The 18,859-nt window shown below is 73.1% G+C and carries 18 protein-coding genes; 9 read left to right on the top strand and 9 right to left on the bottom strand.

Annotated features, from left to right (window positions below):
- Positions 1 to 276: 276 nt before the first annotated feature.
- On the bottom strand, positions 277 to 915 hold the full coding sequence (locus DEI93_RS08190) for a histidine phosphatase family protein (protein ID WP_111035848.1): 639 nt from the start codon (positions 913 to 915) through the stop codon (positions 277 to 279).
- Positions 916 to 1,067: 152 nt separating this feature from the next.
- The gene (locus tag DEI93_RS08185) at positions 1,068 to 1,472 is read right to left on the bottom strand and encodes a ribonuclease E inhibitor RraB (RefSeq protein WP_181435985.1); all 405 of its coding nucleotides are present in this window, start codon (positions 1,470 to 1,472) and stop codon (positions 1,068 to 1,070) included.
- A 203-nt stretch (positions 1,473 to 1,675) separates the two neighbouring features.
- Here DEI93_RS08185 and DEI93_RS08180 point away from each other — a divergent pair, with 203 nt between their 5' ends.
- Positions 1,676 to 2,302: a GIY-YIG nuclease family protein gene (locus tag DEI93_RS08180; protein ID WP_502868527.1), complete on the top strand. Its 627-nt coding sequence runs from the start codon at positions 1,676 to 1,678 to the stop codon at positions 2,300 to 2,302.
- Positions 2,303 to 2,332: 30 nt separating this feature from the next.
- Here the strand turns inward: DEI93_RS08180 and DEI93_RS08175 are convergent, their stop codons facing one another.
- Both DEI93_RS08175 and DEI93_RS08170 read right to left on the bottom strand, forming a co-directional pair.
- The gene (locus DEI93_RS08175) at positions 2,333 to 3,244 is read right to left on the bottom strand and encodes a putative endonuclease domain-containing protein (protein ID WP_111119335.1); all 912 of its coding nucleotides are present in this window, start codon (positions 3,242 to 3,244) and stop codon (positions 2,333 to 2,335) included.
- A gap of 46 nt (positions 3,245 to 3,290) precedes the next feature.
- Positions 3,291 to 3,593 carry a metal-sensitive transcriptional regulator gene (locus DEI93_RS08170; protein ID WP_111009011.1) on the bottom strand — a complete coding sequence of 101 codons (303 nt, stop codon included), beginning with the start codon at positions 3,591 to 3,593 and terminating at the stop codon, positions 3,291 to 3,293.
- A 76-nt stretch (positions 3,594 to 3,669) separates the two neighbouring features.
- Here DEI93_RS08170 and DEI93_RS08165 point away from each other — a divergent pair, with 76 nt between their 5' ends.
- From DEI93_RS08165 to DEI93_RS08155, 3 genes are all read left to right on the top strand, one after another.
- Positions 3,670 to 3,897, top strand: a complete 228-nt coding sequence (locus tag DEI93_RS08165; protein WP_111119334.1) for a heavy-metal-associated domain-containing protein — start codon at positions 3,670 to 3,672, stop codon at positions 3,895 to 3,897.
- Positions 3,894 to 6,068 carry a heavy metal translocating P-type ATPase gene (locus DEI93_RS08160; RefSeq protein WP_111119333.1) on the top strand — a complete coding sequence of 725 codons (2,175 nt, stop codon included), beginning with the start codon at positions 3,894 to 3,896 and terminating at the stop codon, positions 6,066 to 6,068. The genes DEI93_RS08165 and DEI93_RS08160 overlap by 4 nt, the downstream gene beginning before the upstream one ends.
- A 93-nt stretch (positions 6,069 to 6,161) precedes the next feature.
- Complete coding sequence (locus tag DEI93_RS08155; RefSeq protein WP_111025581.1) at positions 6,162 to 7,145, top strand: L,D-transpeptidase family protein; 984 nt, start codon at positions 6,162 to 6,164, stop codon at positions 7,143 to 7,145.
- 45 nt (positions 7,146 to 7,190) lie between these two features.
- Here the strand turns inward: DEI93_RS08155 and DEI93_RS08150 are convergent, their stop codons facing one another.
- A complete protein-coding gene (locus DEI93_RS08150; RefSeq protein WP_111119332.1) occupies positions 7,191 to 8,408 on the bottom strand; it encodes an MFS transporter in 1,218 nt (405 codons plus the stop codon).
- A gap of 185 nt (positions 8,409 to 8,593) precedes the next feature.
- Here DEI93_RS08150 and DEI93_RS08145 point away from each other — a divergent pair, with 185 nt between their 5' ends.
- From DEI93_RS08145 to DEI93_RS08130, 4 genes are all read left to right on the top strand, one after another.
- Positions 8,594 to 9,595, top strand: coding sequence for an SDR family oxidoreductase (locus DEI93_RS08145; RefSeq protein WP_111009006.1), 1,002 nt, complete (start codon positions 8,594 to 8,596; stop codon positions 9,593 to 9,595).
- A 146-nt stretch (positions 9,596 to 9,741) separates the two neighbouring features.
- Positions 9,742 to 10,572 (top strand): oxidoreductase, encoded by an 831-nt coding sequence (locus DEI93_RS08140; RefSeq protein WP_111009332.1) that lies wholly within the window; start codon positions 9,742 to 9,744, stop codon positions 10,570 to 10,572.
- A 41-nt stretch (positions 10,573 to 10,613) separates the two neighbouring features.
- A complete protein-coding gene (locus DEI93_RS08135) occupies positions 10,614 to 11,999 on the top strand; it encodes a magnesium chelatase ATPase subunit I (protein WP_111009331.1) in 1,386 nt (461 codons plus the stop codon).
- Between the two features lie 6 nt (positions 12,000 to 12,005).
- Entirely contained in the window at positions 12,006 to 14,072 is a 2,067-nt protein-coding gene (locus tag DEI93_RS08130; protein WP_111119331.1) for a vWA domain-containing protein, read from the top strand.
- Here DEI93_RS08130 and DEI93_RS08125 read toward each other — a convergent pair.
- Genes DEI93_RS08125 through DEI93_RS08115 form a run of 3 tightly spaced genes read right to left on the bottom strand, consistent with a single transcriptional unit; the run spans position 14,069 to position 16,129 of the window.
- Positions 14,069 to 14,839, bottom strand: coding sequence for an SCO1664 family protein (locus DEI93_RS08125; RefSeq protein WP_111025577.1), 771 nt, complete (start codon positions 14,837 to 14,839; stop codon positions 14,069 to 14,071). The genes DEI93_RS08130 and DEI93_RS08125 overlap by 4 nt on opposite strands.
- A complete protein-coding gene (locus DEI93_RS08120) occupies positions 14,839 to 15,378 on the bottom strand; it encodes a DUF3090 domain-containing protein (protein WP_111009003.1) in 540 nt (179 codons plus the stop codon). The genes DEI93_RS08125 and DEI93_RS08120 overlap by 1 nt, the downstream gene beginning before the upstream one ends.
- Before the next feature lie 34 nt (positions 15,379 to 15,412).
- Positions 15,413 to 16,129 carry an MSMEG_4193 family putative phosphomutase gene (locus tag DEI93_RS08115; RefSeq protein WP_111009002.1) on the bottom strand — a complete coding sequence of 239 codons (717 nt, stop codon included), beginning with the start codon at positions 16,127 to 16,129 and terminating at the stop codon, positions 15,413 to 15,415.
- A gap of 459 nt (positions 16,130 to 16,588) precedes the next feature.
- On the opposite strand from DEI93_RS08115, the gene DEI93_RS08110 reads away from it, so the two are divergent.
- Positions 16,589 to 18,079 (top strand): sugar porter family MFS transporter, encoded by a 1,491-nt coding sequence (locus DEI93_RS08110; RefSeq protein ID WP_220037231.1) that lies wholly within the window; start codon positions 16,589 to 16,591, stop codon positions 18,077 to 18,079.
- A 40-nt stretch (positions 18,080 to 18,119) separates the two neighbouring features.
- Here the strand turns inward: DEI93_RS08110 and DEI93_RS08105 are convergent, their stop codons facing one another.
- Positions 18,120 to 18,800 (bottom strand): GntR family transcriptional regulator, encoded by a 681-nt coding sequence (locus tag DEI93_RS08105; RefSeq protein WP_111013354.1) that lies wholly within the window; start codon positions 18,798 to 18,800, stop codon positions 18,120 to 18,122.
- Positions 18,801 to 18,859 lie beyond the last annotated feature (59 nt).

The raw sequence follows: 18,859 nt of genomic DNA, 5'->3' as shown, positions 1-18,859 counted from the left end.
CCTGCACCCGTCGGGACCGCGATCGACACTGGACCAGCCCGCCACCAGGCGGGCCCACGGGGCGACCGAGCCGTGTTCGGGTCATGGCGCGATCGTCCGCGTGGACGCCCCGTCGCACATCGCGACGCCGGGCACCGGAGGGTCCGGGTGCGTTCGGGTCGCGCCCGGACCCTCTCCACGCTCGTCGACTCGGGTCGCGGGCGGCGTCGGCCGGGAGGCGCGGCATGGGTCGCCGAGGAGTGGTCTCCGACCGTCGTCAGATCCCGCCAGCCGCGGTCAGATGACGCCACCGGCCGCGTCGGTCGCGCCCGCGGTCACTCCGGCACCCTCCCAGGCGACGCAGGTCCACCCGTCGTCCGGTGACCCCTGGAGCTCGACGACACCCGTGTTGCCGAGGACGTGGTCGGCCACGAACGCGAGGTCCACGTTGTCCACCCGGAGGCCGACCCACGCCCGGATGGCCGCGCCCGAGCTCACCGCGACCACGACCTCGTCGCCGGCGGTCGCGATCTGCTCCACTGCACCGTCGAATCGATCGAGGAAGGTGCGGCCCGTGATGGCGCCGGGCATCGCACGGTCGAGGTCCCCCGCGACCCACGCACCGATCGTGCCGTGGTACCGCTCGACGGCGGCACGGTCGTCGTGACCCTCGAGCTCACCCGCCTCGATCTCGAGCAGGCCCGGGAGTTCCACCGCGACCAGGTCACGCCCCTGGAGGAGCGGGGCCGCGGTCTGGTGCGTCCGGACGAGCGGTGAGACGTAGACGGCGTCCAGCCTGCGGCTCACGAACGATGCCGCGAGGGCGTCGGCCTGCTCGCGTCCCGTCGGGGTGAGGTCCGGACCCGGGACGCGGGTCTCGAGGCGCTTGACGACGTTCGTGGGGGTCTCCCCGTGGCGGATCAGGAACAGCTGCACGAGGGACAGCGTAGGGAAGCGGCGGCGCGCTGTGCGCGCCGCCGCTTCCGCGTGTCGGCGCCGGAGGACCTCCCGGCGCCGTGCTCCCCGCCGCGCGCGGCCGCCTCGGGCCCGGTCGCGATCAGCGGTGTCGTGGTCGGTCGACGTCGTCGTCAGAGCCGAAGTGCATGCGAGGGAGCGGGCGCGTCGACGCCGTACTCCCAGCCGTCGTAGTCACCGTGGTGGCGACGGGCCAGGTCGGTGAAGAACCGCCGGGCGTCGGACACCGTGCGTTCGTCGATCACGGAGACGGTGCGGACCGCGATCACGGCCCATCCGTCCTCACCGACGGCCCGGCCGAGGCGACGGATGCCCCATCCGGACTCGCGCATGCGGTCGGCCGCTGCTCGGGCGTCCCGCTCGGTGTCGCAGTACCAGAAGTGCAACCACGGTCGTGCCGTGGTGACCGCGCCCGACACGGTCGCGAGCGACGCGCGGTCAGCGGCGGTGAGGAGCGCCTCCCCCGCGCTGCCGCTCGTGCGCCGACCGAACTCCCAGATCTTCCCCATGGCCGTCATACAACCATGCGTGAGCATGGTTCAGGAAAAGGATACTCGGTATGCTTTCCCGGTCCCCGTGTTTCCGCGGGAGTCGGTCTTCCTGGACTCCGTACGGCAATCCGATTCCCAGCCGTTTCGGAGCGGAGTGGAACGGACCGCCCTGCCGTGCACATCGCGTGCGGGAGCGCCGTCGCGTCGGGGGTCCGCCGTACCGTGCGAGGGTGACGAACGACGACGGGATCGACGACCGTGGCCACGGGACCGCCGCGCGACGCTCGCGGGGAACACGGGCGGCCGCCTGTGCGGGTCCGATGTGCGGCTCGTCCTGCCGCCGCCCGGTCCCTCCGGACGCGCCCGTCGCGCTCTGCGCGCAGCACCTGGCCGTGGCGGCCGAGTGGGCCGGCGCCACGGGCGGTGTCGACGACGTCCTCCCCGCGCCGTGCGCCGCCTGCGGAGCACGGACCGGCGTGCGGTATCCCTCTGGGTGGGTCTGCGGGGTGTGCGAGTGGCGCGTCGGGGCGGTGCCCGACGGCGAGGCACGTCCGCCACGCGTCGACGTCGTCTACTACATCCGCTTCGAGGAGCGCATCAAGATCGGCACCTCCGCCAACCCCCGCCAGCGGCTCGCCCGGCTCTGGCACGAGGAACTCCTCGGGTTCGAACGGGGTGGGCGCGCCCTGGAACGCGCCCGACACCACCAGTTCGCGCACCTGCGGTACCCCGGGTCGGAGTGGTTCAGGATCGAGGACGACCTCCGCCAGCACGTCGGCCGCGTGACGGACGGCCAGCCGGCGCCGTGGGACCTCTACACGCGCTGGGTGAGCGAGGCCGTCGCGCTCCGGACCTGATCTCGGGCCCCGTACGGACCGTGCCCGGTGTCAGTCGCGCAGGTAGGCGTCGACGAGCAGGTCCCCGCGCACCGCCCGCAGTTCGTCCACGAGCCGGGCGAGCGTCCGCCGGGACCACCCGCCGGCCTCGATGTCGTGCGGCCCGAGTGCCGGGAGCCGTCCGGTCCGGATGCGGATGACCTCCCACCCCGCGGCTCGGAGGGCACGGTCCTTCCGGCGGTCGGCGTCCTCACGGCGGCCCACGTGCTCGAGACCGTGGCGTCCCGTCGAGTCGTACTCGATCGCGACGCGGAGCTCCGGGAGCACGACGTCGGGCCACGCCTCGAGGTGGTCGAAGAAGGGTCGGGCGAGACGCACCGCGTTGTCGCCCTCGGTGTGCTCGAGCCGCGCGCGGAGGTCGGCACGCAGCTGCGCCTCCACCGCGGACGCCGGGCGCGGGGCGCACGCACTGCGGAACGGGGTCCCCACCGGGAGGTCGGGGGTCCGGGTGCAGACGTCCCGGCCACGACGTGTGGGTCGAGTCGGACGCGTCGCGAGCGGAGCGGGCGCACGTGGTGCGTCGGATGCCGGCCCGGTGACCCCGCCCCGACCCGTGGCCGGCACCACGGCGGGGTGCAGCAGGGTCAGCGGTCCGCGGGGTCGGGCTTGCGCGGCACACTCGGGACACCACGAGGACCGCCGGCGCTCCCGGCCGGGACGGGACCGCTGTTCGCTCGGTGTGGCGACGAACACGTGGCCCGCGTCACACTCCCAACTCAGGAAGACGTCGGCGGCGGGCGGGATCTGGCTGAGGACGATGCCGCTGTTGCGGTCGGGGTGGTACTGGCGCACGAGGACCGGGAAGGAACGCCATGCCTCGCGGAACTCACCGACGGCGTAGGGCACCTCGCGCCCGCGCGACCACTGCCGTCGAGCCCACCACACACCCACCGGTTCGGCCACGGACTGCAGCGTAGGGAGCACCACCGTCACCGGCGGCCGCGCCCGATCAGGAGCGCACGAGTCGCGCGATCGCCGCCGATGCCTCTCGGATGCGTTCGTCCGCGGCATCGCCGCCCTCCGCGACGGCGTCGGCGACGCAGTGCGCGAGGTGGTCGTCGAGCAGTCCGAGGGCGACCGACTGCAGGGCCTTCGTCATCGCGGAGACCTGGGTCAGGATGTCGATGCAGTACTGCTCCTCGTCGACCATCCGCTGCAGGCCGCGCGCCTGCCCCTCGATGCGCCGGAGCCGTTTCAGGTAGTCGTCCTTCGCGGAGATGTACCCGTGGTGGTGCGTGGTCTCGTCGGTCATGCCGTGCCTCCCGGTCGGTGGCGGTATCGTGGTGCGGTACCCCGCCAGGGTATCGCGACGACCGAGGGAGACGAGCATGACCGAGCCGACGACGACCGACTACCGGATCAGCGGGATGACCTGCGAGCACTGCGTCATGAGCGTCGACGAGGCGTTCCGCGAGCTCCCGGGCGTCCTCGGCGTCGTGGTGGACCTGCAGGTCGGCGGGATCTCGACCGCGACGGTCACGAGCGAGCGTCCGCTCGGCGACGCCGAGGCCGCGGCCGCCGTCGACGACGCGGGGTACGCGCTGGCGGAGGCATGAGCGACACCGCCGCACCGGTCGACCTCGCGATCGAGGGCATGACCTGCGCATCGTGCGCGAACCGCATCGAACGCAAGCTCAACAAGCTGCCCGGCGTGGCGGCGAGCGTCAACTACGCGACCGAGACCGCCACGGTCCTCCTCCCGCCGGAGATCGGGGTCCCCGACGCGATCCGGACGGTCGAGGCCGCCGGGTACCACGCGCACCTGCCCGAACCGGACGTCGAGGAACGGGACCCCGCCCTCCCCCTGCGCCGCCGACTCGCTGTCTCCGCCGCGCTCGCCCTGCCCGTGGTCGCGCTGTCGATGGTGCCCGTCCTGCGGTTCCCCGGGTCGACCTGGGTCGCGCTCGTGCTGGCGCTCCCGATCGCGGCGTGGGGCGCGTGGCCGTTCCACCGGTCGGCGGTCGTGAACGCCCGACACGGCGCCGCGACGATGGACACGCTCGTGTCGCTCGGGGTGACCGCCTCCCTGCTCTGGTCGGTCTGGTCCCTGGTGGCCGGTCTCGCCGGCCGGGACGTGGCCGGGACGCACTCCTACGCCGAGGTGGCCGCGGTCGTGACCGTGTTCCTGCTCGCCGGCCGCGTGGCCGAACTCCGGGCCCGTCGTCGCTCGGGGGCCGCGCTGCGGGCGCTCCTCGACCTCGGCACCCCGACCGCCCGCCTGCTGCGCGACGGTCGGGAGGTCGAGGTGCCCACCACGGCGCTCCGCGTCGACGACCGGTTCGTCGTCCGTCCCGGCGACCGGATCGCCACCGACGGTGTCGTCGTCGAGGGGACCTCCGCCGTCGACACCAGCATCATGACGGGCGAGTCGGTGCCCGTCGAGGTCGCGGTCGGTGACGCCGTGACCGGCTCCACCGTGAACGTCGGCGGGGCCCTGGTCGTCGCTGCGACGAGCATCGGCGCCGACACCGAGGTCGCGCGGATCGGTCGCCTCCTCGTCCGCGCCCAGACGGGGAAGGCGTCCGTGCAACGGCTCGCCGACCGGGTCTCCGCGGTGTTCGTCCCCGTCGTGATCGGCCTGGCGCTCGTCGCGCTCGTCGGCTGGCTCGCGATGGGGTCCGGAACCGGTCCGGCGGTCGCCGCCGCCGTCGCGACGCTCGTGATCGCCTGTCCCTGTGCCCTCGGTCTCGCCACGCCCACGGCGTTGCTCGTCGGGACCGGCCGTGGATCGCAGCTCGGGGTGCTCATCACGGGCCCGCAGGTGCTCGAGGTCACCCGGCGCGTCGACACCGTCGTGCTCGACAAGACCGGCACCGTCACCACCGGTCGCATGCAGGTCCAAGAGGTCGTGCTCGCGCCCGGCACGGGGACCGACGAGGAGACCGTGCTCGCCCTGGCCGCCGCCGTGGAACGTCGGTCCGAACACCCGGTCGCGCGCGCCCTCGTGGAGCGCGCGGGTCACGACACCGCTGCGACCGTCTTGGCCTTCCGCTCCACCGCGGGATCCGGCGTCGAGGCCGTGGTCGACGGCGCCGTGGTCCGCGTGGGTCGTCCAGGCTGGGTCACGGGGCTCGGAGCGACACCCCTGCCGGCAGCACTCGTGGCCGACGTCGAGCGGGCGACCGCGACCGGGCGGACCGTCGTGGCGGTCGCACACGACGGCCACGTCCTCGGCCTGGTGTTCGTCGCCGACGCGGTCCGCCCGACGAGTCGCGCCGCGGTCGAGCGGTTGCGACGCATGGGTCTCCGGACGGTCCTGCTCACCGGCGACGGGCAGGAGGTCGCCCGTGCCGTCGCCACCGAGGTCGGCATCGACGAGGTGGTCGCGGAGGTGCGACCCGAGGACAAGCACCGCGCCGTGACCGACCTGCAACGTGCCGGGGCGGTCGTCGCCATGGTCGGGGACGGTGTGAACGACGCGGCCGCGATCGCCGCCGCGGACCTCGGCATCGCGATGGGCACGGGGTCCGACGTGGCGATGGACGCCGCGGACGTGGTCCTGGTCCGGAGTGACCTGGCGGCCGCGGCGGATGCGATCGCCCTGAGCCGACGGACACTCCGGACGATCCGCGGCAACCTGTTCTGGGCGTTCGCGTACAACGTCGCCGCGCTCCCGCTCGCCATGGCCGGGCTGCTCGACCCCATGATCGCGGGTGCCGCCATGGCCGCGTCCTCGGTGTTCGTCGTCGGCAACAGTCTGCGGCTCCGCCGGTTCCGTCCCGCCTGACCGTCCGGAGCGGCGGCGGACGACGGGGCACCCGCGGACGACAATGGACCTGGCGCACGAGGGTCGAGGGCCCCTCGTGCCGGAGGGGGAACAGTGGACACGACCGATCACGTCGACGAGCCGGGCGACCAGGCCGACGCGCTGCGGGCCTCCCGGTCGAGGCGGCGGCAGCGTCCGCTGCTCGTCGCGGTGGGCGTCGTCGTCGTCGGGCTCGTCGCGGTGGGCATCGGGGTCGGCGTCACCCACGGTCGTCCGGCCACGCCCGCGACGACCCCCACCGCCGAGGCACGCCGCATCACCCCGACGCCCGCGCCGACACCCACCCTCGCGGCCGTGCCGCCGCCGGTCGGTCCCCAGGCGCTCGCGGCGCTGCCGTTGGCGTACTACGACGCCGTCATCCCCGGCCTGCTCGACGGCACCACGGCCCACCCCGCGAACCAGTGGGAGATCGCGACACCGAGGCAGGCGCTCGTGCCGCTGTACGCCAGCCCCGCCGCCGACAGCGCGCCGATCGCAGCGCTCGGCGCCACCGTGCCGACCGTCAACCGGCCAGCGGCCACGGCGGTCTGGGGACGCTCCCCCGGTGCCGACGGCGGGATGGTCCTGGTGTCCACGCCGTCACGGAAGAGCACCCCTGGCACGAACGGTGTGGCCACCGCCCCGAGCGCGACCTTCGCGTGGGCGCGGGCGGCCGACTTCACCCTGACCCGGACGGACCGCATGATCCGGGTCGACAACGCGACCTCGACGATCGCGATCGTCACCGAGAGCGGTGCGACGGCCACGAGCGAGGCCGCCCGGCTGGGCACACCGACCGATCCGACGCCCGCCGCCACCTCGACGTACATGGAGGCGGACTACGTCGACACGAGGATCGCGTACACCGAGGGCCACCCGATCGCCCTGACCGGGGCGCACTCCGCCCTGCTTCCCGGGTACGGGGGGAACTCCGCCCTGACGGCGCTGCACTACTACCCGGACCCCACGGGCAGCTCCCACGGCTGCGTCCGGATCTCCGCCGCGATGACCGCCGCGCTCGCGACCCTGCCGGTGGGGACGCCGATCCAGTTCACCTGACGGCCGTGCCGGCAGCCGTCGTGCTGGTCACCAGGGCGGGGAGCCTCAGCCGATCACCCGGCGGCGCCCGGCGAGCAGGCCGAGCCCGGCGAGCGCGACCTCGAGCACGAGCAGCACCACGAGTGCCGGTCGCCAGGAACCGACCGCGTCGTGGAGGGCGCTCACGGCGATCGGTCCGGCCGCGGCCAACAGGTACCCGACGGTCTGCGCCATCGCGGACAGCCCCGCCGCCTGTCGGTGGTGCTCGGTGCGGAGGCCGAAGAACGACAGGGCCAGCACGATGCACGCTCCACCGGACACACCGATGAGGCTGTCCCACACCGCGGCGAGGTGCGGGTCCACGAGCTGTCCCGCCATCGCCGCCACGAAGAACAGCGGGCTCACCGACGCCAGGATGCGCTGGTCCCGGAACCGCGGCAGCGCGGCGGAGCACAGGAGGCTGCCCGCGATGGCGAACGCGTTGAGGAGGAACTGGTGCACGCCCGCCGCGGCGGCGCTCACCCCGGCGGTGCGTTCGATCGTCGGCAGCCACGTGATGACGACGTAGTAGCCGACCGACTGGAGGCCCATGAACGCCGTGACCTGCCATCCGAGCGCCGAGCGCCACGGTGACCGGTGGGTCGGGTCCGGGTGCCGGACCTCGTCGAGCGCGACGTCGTCCGCGGCCGGCGGCACGACCGTCCGGGCCCGGAGCTGCGGCGCGAAGACGGCCAGCGCGACGAGCGCGAGACCCGCCCAGAGCCCGAGCGCGAGCCGCCAGCCCGAGCCGTCGGACCCGGCGACGGGGACCGCGATCCCGGCCGCGATCGCGGCGAACGTCGACTGCACGGCGGAGTAGGCGCCCGTGACCTGCCCGATGCGGTCGGGGAAGTCCCGCTTGACGAGCGCGGGCAGTTCGACGTTCACCACCGCGATCGCGACGCCGAGCAGGACGGTGCCGACCCACAGCAGCGCCGGTCCGGGCACCGAGCGGAGGACGATCCCGACCGCCAGGGCGGCCAAGGACACCCCGAGCGTGCGCTCGATCCCGAGGGCGCGCGCGATCGCGGGCGCGACCGGTGCGACGGCCGCGAACGCGAGCAACGGCAGGCTGATGAGCGCCGACGCCGTCGCCGAGGGAATATGCACCGATTGCTGCACGTCGGCGAGCACCGGCCCGACCGACGTGATCCCGGCGCGGAGGTTCGCGGCGACGAGCAGCAGGCCGACCAGGACGAGGCCGGGACGGAGCACCCGTGAGGGCGAGGTGGAGCGGTGGAGCACGGCAGTGACGCTACCCCGCTCCGGCCCTCCGACGTCGGCGGGACCCCTTCCCGTCGCGCCCGGGCCGGACCGCGCCGGGCCGGACCGCGCCGGGCCGGACCGCCGGACCTGGACCGTGCCTCCCGGCGGGTGCCAGGCTGGGAGCGTGCGCCCGGACCACGGGCGCGGACGCGAAGGAGCGGACGATGACGGGTGCCAGGGTGTTGTTCATCGGCGGGAGCGGCGCGATCAGCGCCTCCTGCACGCGGGAGGCCGTGCGGCAGGGGTTCGACGTGACCGTGCTCAACCGCGGATCGAGCGACCTGCGGGCGATCCCCGACGAGGTCACCCGGCTGACCGCGGACACGGCCGATCGGGAGGCGCTGGAGGCGGCGCTCGGAGACGCGCAGTTCGACGTGGTCGTGAACTGGGTCGTGTTCACGCCGGACCAGGTCCGTCAGGACATCGAGGTGTTCGCCGGACGGACCCGCCAGTACGTCTTCATCAGTTCCGCGTCGGCCTACCAGACGCCGGCGACCCACCTGCCGATCACGGAGTCGACCCCGCTGAAGAACCCGTACTGGGAGTACTCGCGGAACAAGATCGCCTGCGAGGAGCTCCTGCTGCAGGCCTACCGGGACGACGACTTCCCGATGACCATCGTCCGACCCTCGCACACCTACGACGAGACGCTCATCCCGTTCGACGGCGGCTGGACCGTGATCGCCCGGATGCGGGCCGGCAAGCCGGTCGTCGTCCCGGGCGACGGCACCTCGCTCTGGACGATCACCCACAGCCGCGACTTCGCCGTCGGGTTCACGGGCGTCCTCGACCGCGCCGAGGCGATCGGCGAGGCGTTCCACATCACTGGCGACGAGACCCCGACGTGGAACCAGCTGTTCACCGAGGTGGCGGCCGCTGCGGACGCGCCGGAGCCGCAACTCGTGCACGTGCCGACCGAGGCGATCCTCGCGAACGACGCGGCGTGGGGTGCGGGGGTGATCGGCGACAAGGCGAACACGATGGTGTTCGACAACGCCAAGATCCGGACGCTCGTGCCCGGGTTCGCGGCGCGCACGACGTTCCGGCAGGGCGCGCGCGAGATCGTCGCCTGGTATGACGCGCACCCCGAGCGCCAGCAGGTCGACCCCGAGAAGGACGCGCTCATGGACCGCCTCGCCGAGGCCTACGCGCCGCGGGTCGTGTGAGCGGGGACAACACCGCCCGCCTCCGCCGCGTCGCCGCGTCGGTCGACCCGCACGGAGTCCTCGCGCAGCCGCACTGGGTCTGACCCCGCGGCGGCGCCGGGTCCACCACCACGACCACCATCTCCACCACCACGGAAGGACCCACCATGGCCACCTGGCTCATCACCGGCTGCTCGACCGGACTCGGGCGCTCGTTCGCCGGGGCCGTGCTCGCCCACGGTCACAACGCCGTCGTCACCGCGCGCGACGTGACGAAGGTCGAGGACATCGCCCGCGACCACCCCGACTCCGCGCTCGCGCTCGCGCTCGACGTCACGGACGACGCGCAGGTCACCGCCGCCGTGCGGGCCGCGGAGGACCGGTTCGGCGCCGTCGACGTCCTCGTCAACAACGCCGGGTACGGGTACCGGGCGGCGGTCGAGGAGGGCGAGGAAGGACCCGTCCAGACCCTCTTCGACACCCACGTGTTCGGGACCGTCCGCACGATCAAGGCCGTGCTGCCCGGCATGCGCGGCCGCCGATCCGGCACCATCGTGAACATCTCGTCGATCGGCGCCCGCATCTCGCCCGCCGGATCCGGCTACTACGCCGCGGTCAAGGCGGCGATGGAGGCCCTGACCCTGTCGCTCCGCGCTGAGGTCGCGCCGCTCGGCATCACCGCGATGGTGGTCGAGCCCGGTGGGTTCCGGACGGACTTCGCCGGACGCTCGCTGACCCAGTCGGCCGAGCCGATCGCGGACTACGCCGAGACCGCCGGCAGACGCCGGAAGGAACACGACACCGTCCACGGCACGCAGAAGGGCGACCCGGCCAAGGCGGCGGAGGCGCTCATCACCGCCGTCGAGTCGGACGAGCCGCCGTTCATGCTCCTGCTCGGCAACGACGCGTCGGACGGCTTCCGATCCGCCCTCGACGCGCTGCGCGCGGACGCGGACACCTGGGAAGCCGTCAGCCGCAGCACCGACTTCGACGACTGACCGCCCGCCCGCGGGGGGGCGGGCGTACCGTTGACGGGGTGATGCGTCCAACGATGACCACCGTCGGCGATCTCCGCGCCTCGGGCCACCAGGCCCGGAGCGTCCGCGCCGAGATCCGTGACAACCTCCTGGCCGCCCTGCGCGCCGGTCGGGATCCCTGGCCGGGCATGCACGGGTTCGAGTCGACGGTGATCCCGCAGCTCGAGCGTGCGCTCATCGCCGGTCACGACGTCGTGCTGCTCGGGGAACGTGGCCAGGGCAAGACGCGCATCCTCCGGACGCTCGCCGGCCTGCTCGACGAGTGGACGCCCGTCATCGCCGGCTCCGAGCTCGGGGAGCACCCGTACGAGCCGATCACGACCGAGAGCGTGCGCCGGGCGGCGGAGCTGGGCGACGCCCTGCCGATCGAGTGGCGGCGCCGGGAGGACCGGTACGTCGAGAAGCTCGCGACGCCCGACACGAGCGTCGCGGACCTGATCGGCGACGTCGATCCGATGAAGGTCGCGGAGGGCCGCAGCCTCGGTGACCCCGAGACGATCCACTTCGGGCTCATCCCCCGCAGCCACCGCGGGATCGTGGCGATCAACGAACTCCCGGACCTCGCCGAGCGGATCCAGGTCGCGATGCTCAACGTCATGGAGGAACGCGACATCCAGATCCGCGGGTACGTGCTCCGCCTGCCGCTCGACGTGCTCGTCGTCGCGAGCGCCAACCCGGAGGACTACACGAACCGCGGGCGCATCATCACCCCGCTCAAGGACCGCTTCGGTGCCGAGATCCGCACCCACTACCCCACCGAGCTCGACGACGAGATCGCGGTCATCCGGCAGGAGGCCGAGTTCACCGCCGACGTGCCGGACGTGCTCGTCGAGATCCTGGCCCGGTTCACCCGCGCGCTCCGCGAGTCGAGCGCGGTCGACCAGCGCAGCGGCGTCAGCGCGCGGTTCGCGATCGCCGGTGCCGAGACCATCGCCGCCGCGGCGGTCCACCGCGCGACACGGCAGGGCGAGGACGAGGCCGTGGCGCGCCCGATCGACCTCGAGACCGCGGTCGACGTGCTCGGCGGCAAGATCGAGTTCGAGTCGGGCGAAGAGGACCGCGCGGACGACGTCCTCGAGCACCTGCTCCGCACGGCGACCGCCGAGACGGTGCGCGCGCACTTCCGAGGCATCGATTTCGGCGTGCTCGTCGACGCGCTCGAACGCGGCGGGATGGTCACCACGGGCGAGCAGGTGACCGCGCGGGACTTCCTGTCCGGCCTGCCGTCACTCGGCGAGTCCGACCTGTACGACCAGGTCGCCGACCGGCTCGGTGCGCACACCGACGGCGAGCGCGCCGGGGCGATCGAACTCGCGCTCGAGGGGCTGTACCTGGCCCGTCGCGTGAGCAAGGAGACCGGCGGGGGCGAAGCAGCGTATGGGATGTGAGGTCGCATGACGGGGACCAACCGGCGGCTCGCCCGCGACGCCCGGTACCGGAAGTACGCCGGCGGCCCGGACCCGCTCGCGCCGCCCGTCGACACCAGCGAGGCCATGGACGCCATCGGTCAGGACGTCATGGCCGGGTACTCACCCGAGCGCGCGATGCGGGAGTTCCTCCGCCGTGGTGGTCGTGACCAGGCCGGGCTCGACGACCTCGCCCGCCGTGTCGCCGAGCGTCGCCGCGAACTGACGCGCAAGCACAACCTCGACGGCACGCTCGAGGAGATCCGCGAGCTGCTGGACCAGGCCGTCACGCAGGAGCGCGGCCAGCTGGCGCGTGACGTGGAGATGGACGACGGCGTCCGCGCCCTCGCCCAGATGCAGCTGGACAGCCTCCCGTCCTCCCCCGCCGCGGCGGTGAGCGAGCTCAGCGACTACCGGTGGCAGAGTCCGCAGGCGGCCGCGGCCTACGGGCGGATCAAGGACCTGCTCGGGCGCGAGATGCTCGACCAGCGGTTCGCCGGGATGAAGCAGGCGCTCGAGAACGCCACCGACGCCGACCGGGCCGCGATCAACGACATGCTCACCGACCTGAACGAACTGCTCGACGCGCACGCGCGGGGGGCCGACACGCCGGAGCAGTTCGAGGACTTCATGGCGAAGCACGGGGCGTTCTTCCCCGAGGCGCCGGTGGACATCGACGAACTGCTCGACGCCCTCGCCGCCCGAGCCGCGGCCGCCCAGCGCATGCGGAACTCGATGACCCGGGAGCAGCGGGACGAGCTCGACGCGCTGGCGGCCCAGGCCTTCGGCTCCCCCGACCTGATGCAGTCCCTCGCGCAACTCGACGGGAACCTCCGCGCGCTCCGTCCGGGCGAGGACTGGGGCGGGGGCGAGCGCATGGACGGCGACGAGGGTCTCGGGCTCGGCGACGGGACCGGAGTGTTCCAGGACCTGGCGGACCTCGACCAGCTCGCCGACCAGCTCGCGCAGTCGCACAACGGGTCACAGCTCGACGACCTCGACCTCGACGCGCTCCGGCGGCAGCTCGGTGAGGAGTCCGCGGTCGACGCGCGGACGCTGCAGCAGCTCGAGAAGGCCCTCCGCGACACCGGGGCACTCAAGCGCGGACTCGACGGGCAGCTCCGCTTGACACCCAAGGCCATGCGACAGCTCGGCAAGGCGCTGCTCCGCGACGTCGCCGAGAAGATGAGCGGCCGCACGGGAGGCCGCGACCTGCGGAGCGCTGGAGCCGCGGGCGAGCGCTCCGGCGCGACGAGGGCCTGGGCGTTCGGGGACACCGAGCCGTGGGACGTCACGCGCACGATGACGAACGCCCTGACGCGCACCGCTGGCGAGGGGCGCGCGATCGGTTCCGGCGTCCGGTTGACGATCGACGACGTCGAGGTGCAGGAGACCGAAGCGCGGACACAGGCGTGCGTGGCGCTCCTCGTCGACACGTCGTTCTCGATGGCGATGGAGGACCGCTGGGTGCCGATGAAGCGCACCGCGCTGGCCCTGCACACGCTCATCACGAGTCGGTTCCGCGGCGACGACCTGCAGCTCATCGGGTTCGGGAGGACCGCCGAGGTCATGGAGATCGAGCAGCTCGTGGGGCTCGACGCGCAGTGGGACAAGGGCACGAACCTGCACCACGCGCTGCTCCTGGCGAACCGGCACTTCCGGAAGCACCCGAACGCGCAACCGGTGCTGCTCGTCGTGACGGACGGCGAGCCGACCTCGCACCTCGAGCCGGGCGGTGAGGTGTACTTCGCCTACCCGCCGGATCCGCTGACGATCGCCCACGCGATCCGCGAACTCGACACGTCGACGCGCCTGGGAGCGCACACGAGCTTCTTCCGTCTCGGTGACGACCCCGGGCTCGCCCGGTTCATCGACGCCATGGCGAAGCGCGCGGGCGGGACCGTCGTCGCACCGGAGGCCGACGACCTCGGGGCCGCGGTGGTCGGGTCCTACCTCGGTTCGAGACGCGGCGGCTTCGGCGCCGCCGGGTTCGACGACGCCTTCGGCGGCGGCTGGGGGCGCGGAGACCAGGGGCGCGGCGGCTGGGACCGCTAGAACAGCGGCCAGGGCAGCGCGGGCATCGGCCCGTGCGGCGCCGGGAAGCGACCACGCGCCGCCAAGCGGGCGCACCGGCCGGCGAACGCCCCGATCTCCTCGGCGCTCAGGTACGCGATGAGCGTCTCGGCGAGGTCGCCCTCGAGCCCGGCGCGGACGCGGTCGAGACCGGCCAGCTCGTCGTCCGTCAGTTCCTCGCCCACCCAGCCCCAGAGCACGGTCCGGAGCTTGTGCTCCTGGTGGAAGGTCAACCCGTGGTCCACCCCGTGGCGATGACCGTCGGGCATCGCGAGGACGTGCGCGCCCTTCCGGTCCGCGTTGTTGACGACGACGTCGAACACGGCCATGCGCCGGAGTGCGACGGAGTCCTCGTGGACGAGGGTCACGGGTCGGCCGGTCTCGTCGTCCCCGTCGAGGACCTCGCGCCAGCCGTCGTCCGGGACCTGGTCCGAGGGGACGAGGTCGACCGGGTCCTGGTCCGGGTCGACGTCCTGCCAGAGCTGCACCATCCCGGCGCCGAGCGGGCCGTCGCGGAGCCACGTGCGCGGGACGACGTCCCATCCGAACGCCTCGGACACCAGGTAGGCCGCGACCTCGCGGTGCGCGAGGTCGCCGTCCGGGAAGTCCCACAGCGGGCGCTCCCCCGACACCGGCTTGTACACGACCGTGGTGTCGCCGATGGTCCCCAGGAAGGTGGCGTTCGAGGCGGTCGTGATGCGCCCGCTGATCTCGACGTCCGCGGTGAGGAGGTCGGGCCCCTCGGGCATCAGCGCTCGCCGAGCACCGGGCAGACGTGCCCGTCCGGGTCCATGGGGGTGCCGCAGAACGGGCACATCGCTCGACCGGCGCCGACGACCTCGAGCGTGCGCTCGGCGAAGGCGCGCGCCGTCCCGACCGGGATGCGCACCACGAGCATCTCGGCGGGTTCGTCGGGGACGTCGTCGTCGTCCGCGGTGTCGATCGGGAACGCCTCGATCACGACCTGCGAGGTCGTCGGGTCCCACCCCAGCGTCATCGCACCGGCTCGGAACTCCGGCTCCACGGGCTGGTCGAGTGGCTCGTTGTCGACGAGCTCGACGGGTGTCCCCGAAGGGACGCTGACGGGGTTGCCCGCCGTCGTCATCAGCTGGTCGAGGATCTCGCCGATCTTCTCGGCGAGGGCAGCGGACTGTTCCTTCTCGAGGGCGACGCTGACGACCCGCGAGCCGGACCGGACCTGCAGGTAGAACGAGCGCGATCCCGGTCGGCCGACGGTGCCGACGACGACGCGATCGGGCCAGTCGAACCCGTGCACGATGGTGGGCATGCGTCCATCCTACGAGCGTCCGGTCGGACCCCGGTCAGCGAGGGGCGGGGCCGTCGGCCGTCGGTTCCGGATGCCCGGCACCGCCGCCCACCGGGGCGTCCGCGGCGGGTGCCGGCGCGCGCAACCAGGACAGGTCACCCGAGTCCGTGTTCGTGGCGACGACGTCCGGACGGGCGGTGCCGTACCGGATGATCGACACCGACGCCGGCCCGACCGAGATCCGCTGGAAGAGGTCGAGGTGCATGCCGAGGGCGTCCGCGATCACGGACTTGATGACGTCGCCGTGACTCACCGCCGCCCAGACCGCGCCCGGACCGTGCTCGGCCTCGAACCGGGCGTCGTGGCGCCGGATCGCCGCGACGGCGCGTGCCTGCATCGCCGCCATGGACTCGCCGCCCGGGAACACCGCGGCCGACGGTTGCGACTGCACGACCGACCACAGGGCCTCCTTCGCGAGCTCGCCGAGGGCGCGCCCCTGCCAGTCCCCGTAGTCGCACTCCGTGATGCCACGGTCCGCCAGGGTGGTCGGTGATCCGGTCTGGAGGTCCGTCACGGCCCGCGCCGTCTGACGGCAGCGCTCGAGGGGGCTGGTGACGACGCCGACGAGCGGCACGACGGCGAGTCGCTCGGCCGTGCGTCGCGCCTGCGACCGTCCGACGTCGTCGAGCGCCACGCCCGCCGCCCGCCCCGCCAGGACGCCGGAGGCGTTGGCGGTGGTGCGGCCGTGGCGGACGAGGATGACGGTGGCCATGCGGTCCAGCCTAAGCGGCGCGCCGTGGTCGTGGAGATGCATGCAAGGGCGTGGACCGCGCGATCCGGATGGTCCGGTGGAGGGAGTTGGGCCTCCCGATCGCAGATCGTAGAGTCGTGGAACCGGGCTGTTCAGCAGTCTCGTCGCCACGACGGCCTCCGCGATCCGCGGAACGCTGGCACAGCGAGGCGGTCCGGCAGCGATGAGGTGTCCACAGCCTCGTGAAGGGCTGGTCGCATGACCGCCGTCCGTTCCTTCCTCACCGACTCCGACCGGTTCGCCGGTGTTCCGCGGAACCCCGCACTCCACTGCGCCGAGCAGACCCGAACACGATCCGGCCGCGGCGACCACACGCGACGGCCCGCCCACTCGGCCTGACGCCGGGCGGCGGCGCGCGACGCGACACCCGGGCCTCCCGGCCGTGACCGCGCTCGGCGGGACCGCCGTACCGTGTGCGCGGTGACGACAGCGACCAAGGGCAGGGGCATCCCCGACGAGATCGATCGCGAGGGCCGGTCCGACGACGAGGTGGCGTCCGCCACGCGGGGGCACGTCCGGCGCATCGCACTCATCGCGGCGCTCGGCGGTCTGCTCTACGGCTACGACACCGGTGTGATCTCCGGGACGTTGATCTCGATCGGCAAGGACTTCGGGATCGGCAACGGGGTGAAACAGCTCATCACGGCGGCGATCCTCGCCGGTGCCGTCCTCGGCGCGTTCTGCAGCTCCTGGCTCTCACGTCGCATCGGTCGGCGTCGGACGATCATGATCGTGGCGGCCGTGTTCGTGCTCGGCGTCGTGTTCGCCGGGCTCTCCCCCGGCCCCACGACCCTCGTGCTCAGCCGCCTGTTCCTCGGCCTCGCCGTCGGGGGGTCGACGCAGGTCATCCCGACGTACGTCGCCGAGCTGTCGCCCCGGGAGCGGCGCGGGCGGATGGTCACCCTGTTCAGCTGTGCCATCGGCATCGGCATCCTGTCGGCCGCGTTCGTCAACGTCGCGCTCGACGACGTGCTCTCCTGGCGTTGGCTCATCATGCTGTCCGGTGTGCCCGCCATCGTGCTGTTGCTCGGCATGTTCGTGCTCCCCGAGAGCCCCCGATGGCTCGTGCACGCGGGCCGGGACGACGACGCAGGGACGGTCCTCCGGTGGGTGCGGCGGTCCCCCGCCGACGCGGGTGACGAGCTCGACGACATCCGGTCCGTCGCCGACCGTGAGCAGAACGGAGGCACCGGCGGGGGCGCAGCGTGGTCGCAGCTCCGGGAGCGGTGGGTGCGGCCCGCGCTCGTCGCGGGGGTCGGCGTCGCGATCCTGACGCAGATCACCGGGCTCGAGATGATGATCTACTACACGCCGACGATCCTGACGCAGGCCGGGTTCCCACATGCGTTCGCACTCTGGGCGAACGTCGGGGTGGGTGCGGTGTACCTGCTCATGACCTTCATCGGCAGTCGGCTCGTGGACCGGATCGGCCGTCGGCGGCTCCCCCTGCTCACGCTCCCGTTCTCGGCGGCGAGCCTGGCGGCGTTCGGGGCGCTGTTCCTGTTCGGGGGCGACCACCTCAACCCGGTGCTCAGTCTCCTGTTCCTGCTCCTGTTCATGTTCTTCCAGTCCGGGGGTCTGCAGGTCATCGGCTGGTTGCTCGAATCGGAGCTCTACCCGCTCACCGTCCGACCGGCCGCGACGAGTCTGCAGGCGATGACGCTGTGGGGTTCCGACCTGCTCGTGACCGTCACGGCCCTGACGCTCGTGCTGTGGCTCGGGCTCGGCGGCGCGATGTGGGTCTACGCGGGGCTCAACGTGGTCGCCTGGGTGTTCATCTTCTTCCGCCTGCCCGAGACGAAGAACCGGTCGCTCGAGGACATCGAGCGGTCCCTGCGCGACGGCGTGTTCCTGCCCCGCGTGGGGCGGCGGAAGGCGGCGCCGGAGGCGGAGGGCGCCCCGGCGTCGTGACGCCGGCGCGCTGACCCGCGCGCGGCACGACCCGCCGCGGTCAGTCGCGTGGGTGGAGCGCGGCGATCGACGGCATCCGGTCGCGCTCGATGTGGGAGTACGCCAGCGCCTCCGCCATCCGCTCGTCGCCGCGTTCGATCGCGGCGGCGAGTTCGACGTGGTCGTGGAACGCGTCGTGCACGTCGAGTTCGCTCGTCAGGTAGAACAGCCACTGCACGCGACCGGAGACCGACCGCATCGAGGCCTGCATGAGCGTGTTGCCGGTCATCTCCACGATCACCTCGTGGAACCGCGTGCTCGCCGCGGCGATCGCGTACGGGTCCCCGTCGTCGACCACGGCCTGCGAGTGCTCGAGCGCCTCGTGCAGTGCGTCGACGGAGGCACCACCCGCGACGGCGCGGGCGGCGTGGCGGGCCGCCCCGACCTCGAGGACCTCACGGAGGTCGAAGAGGTCGTGGACGAGGCGGGAGGTCCACGTCGCGACGACCGCTCCGCGTCGGGGCGTCGTGACGACGAACCCCTCGGACTCGAGCATCGGGACGGCCTCGCGCAGCGGGACGCGGGAGACCGCGAGCTCGTCGGCGATCCGGACCTCCGGCAGCTTCTGCCCCTGCGGGTACTCGCCGCGGATGATCGCCTCGCGGAGGCGCGCGTGGATCCGCAGTGGGAGCGACGGCGCGGCGGGGACGGTGGCCAGGGCGGCGATCTCGGGAGGGGTCATCAGGTCGATCTTCCTGGAAGCGGTGGACGGGGGGAAGGGACGCGGGCGCCGGCGTGCAC

The sequence above is a fragment of the Curtobacterium sp. MCBD17_035 genome (assembly GCF_003234815.2).
Lineage (GTDB): Bacteria > Actinomycetota > Actinomycetes > Actinomycetales > Microbacteriaceae > Curtobacterium.
This window is presented reverse-complemented; position numbering and strand designations above follow the sequence as displayed.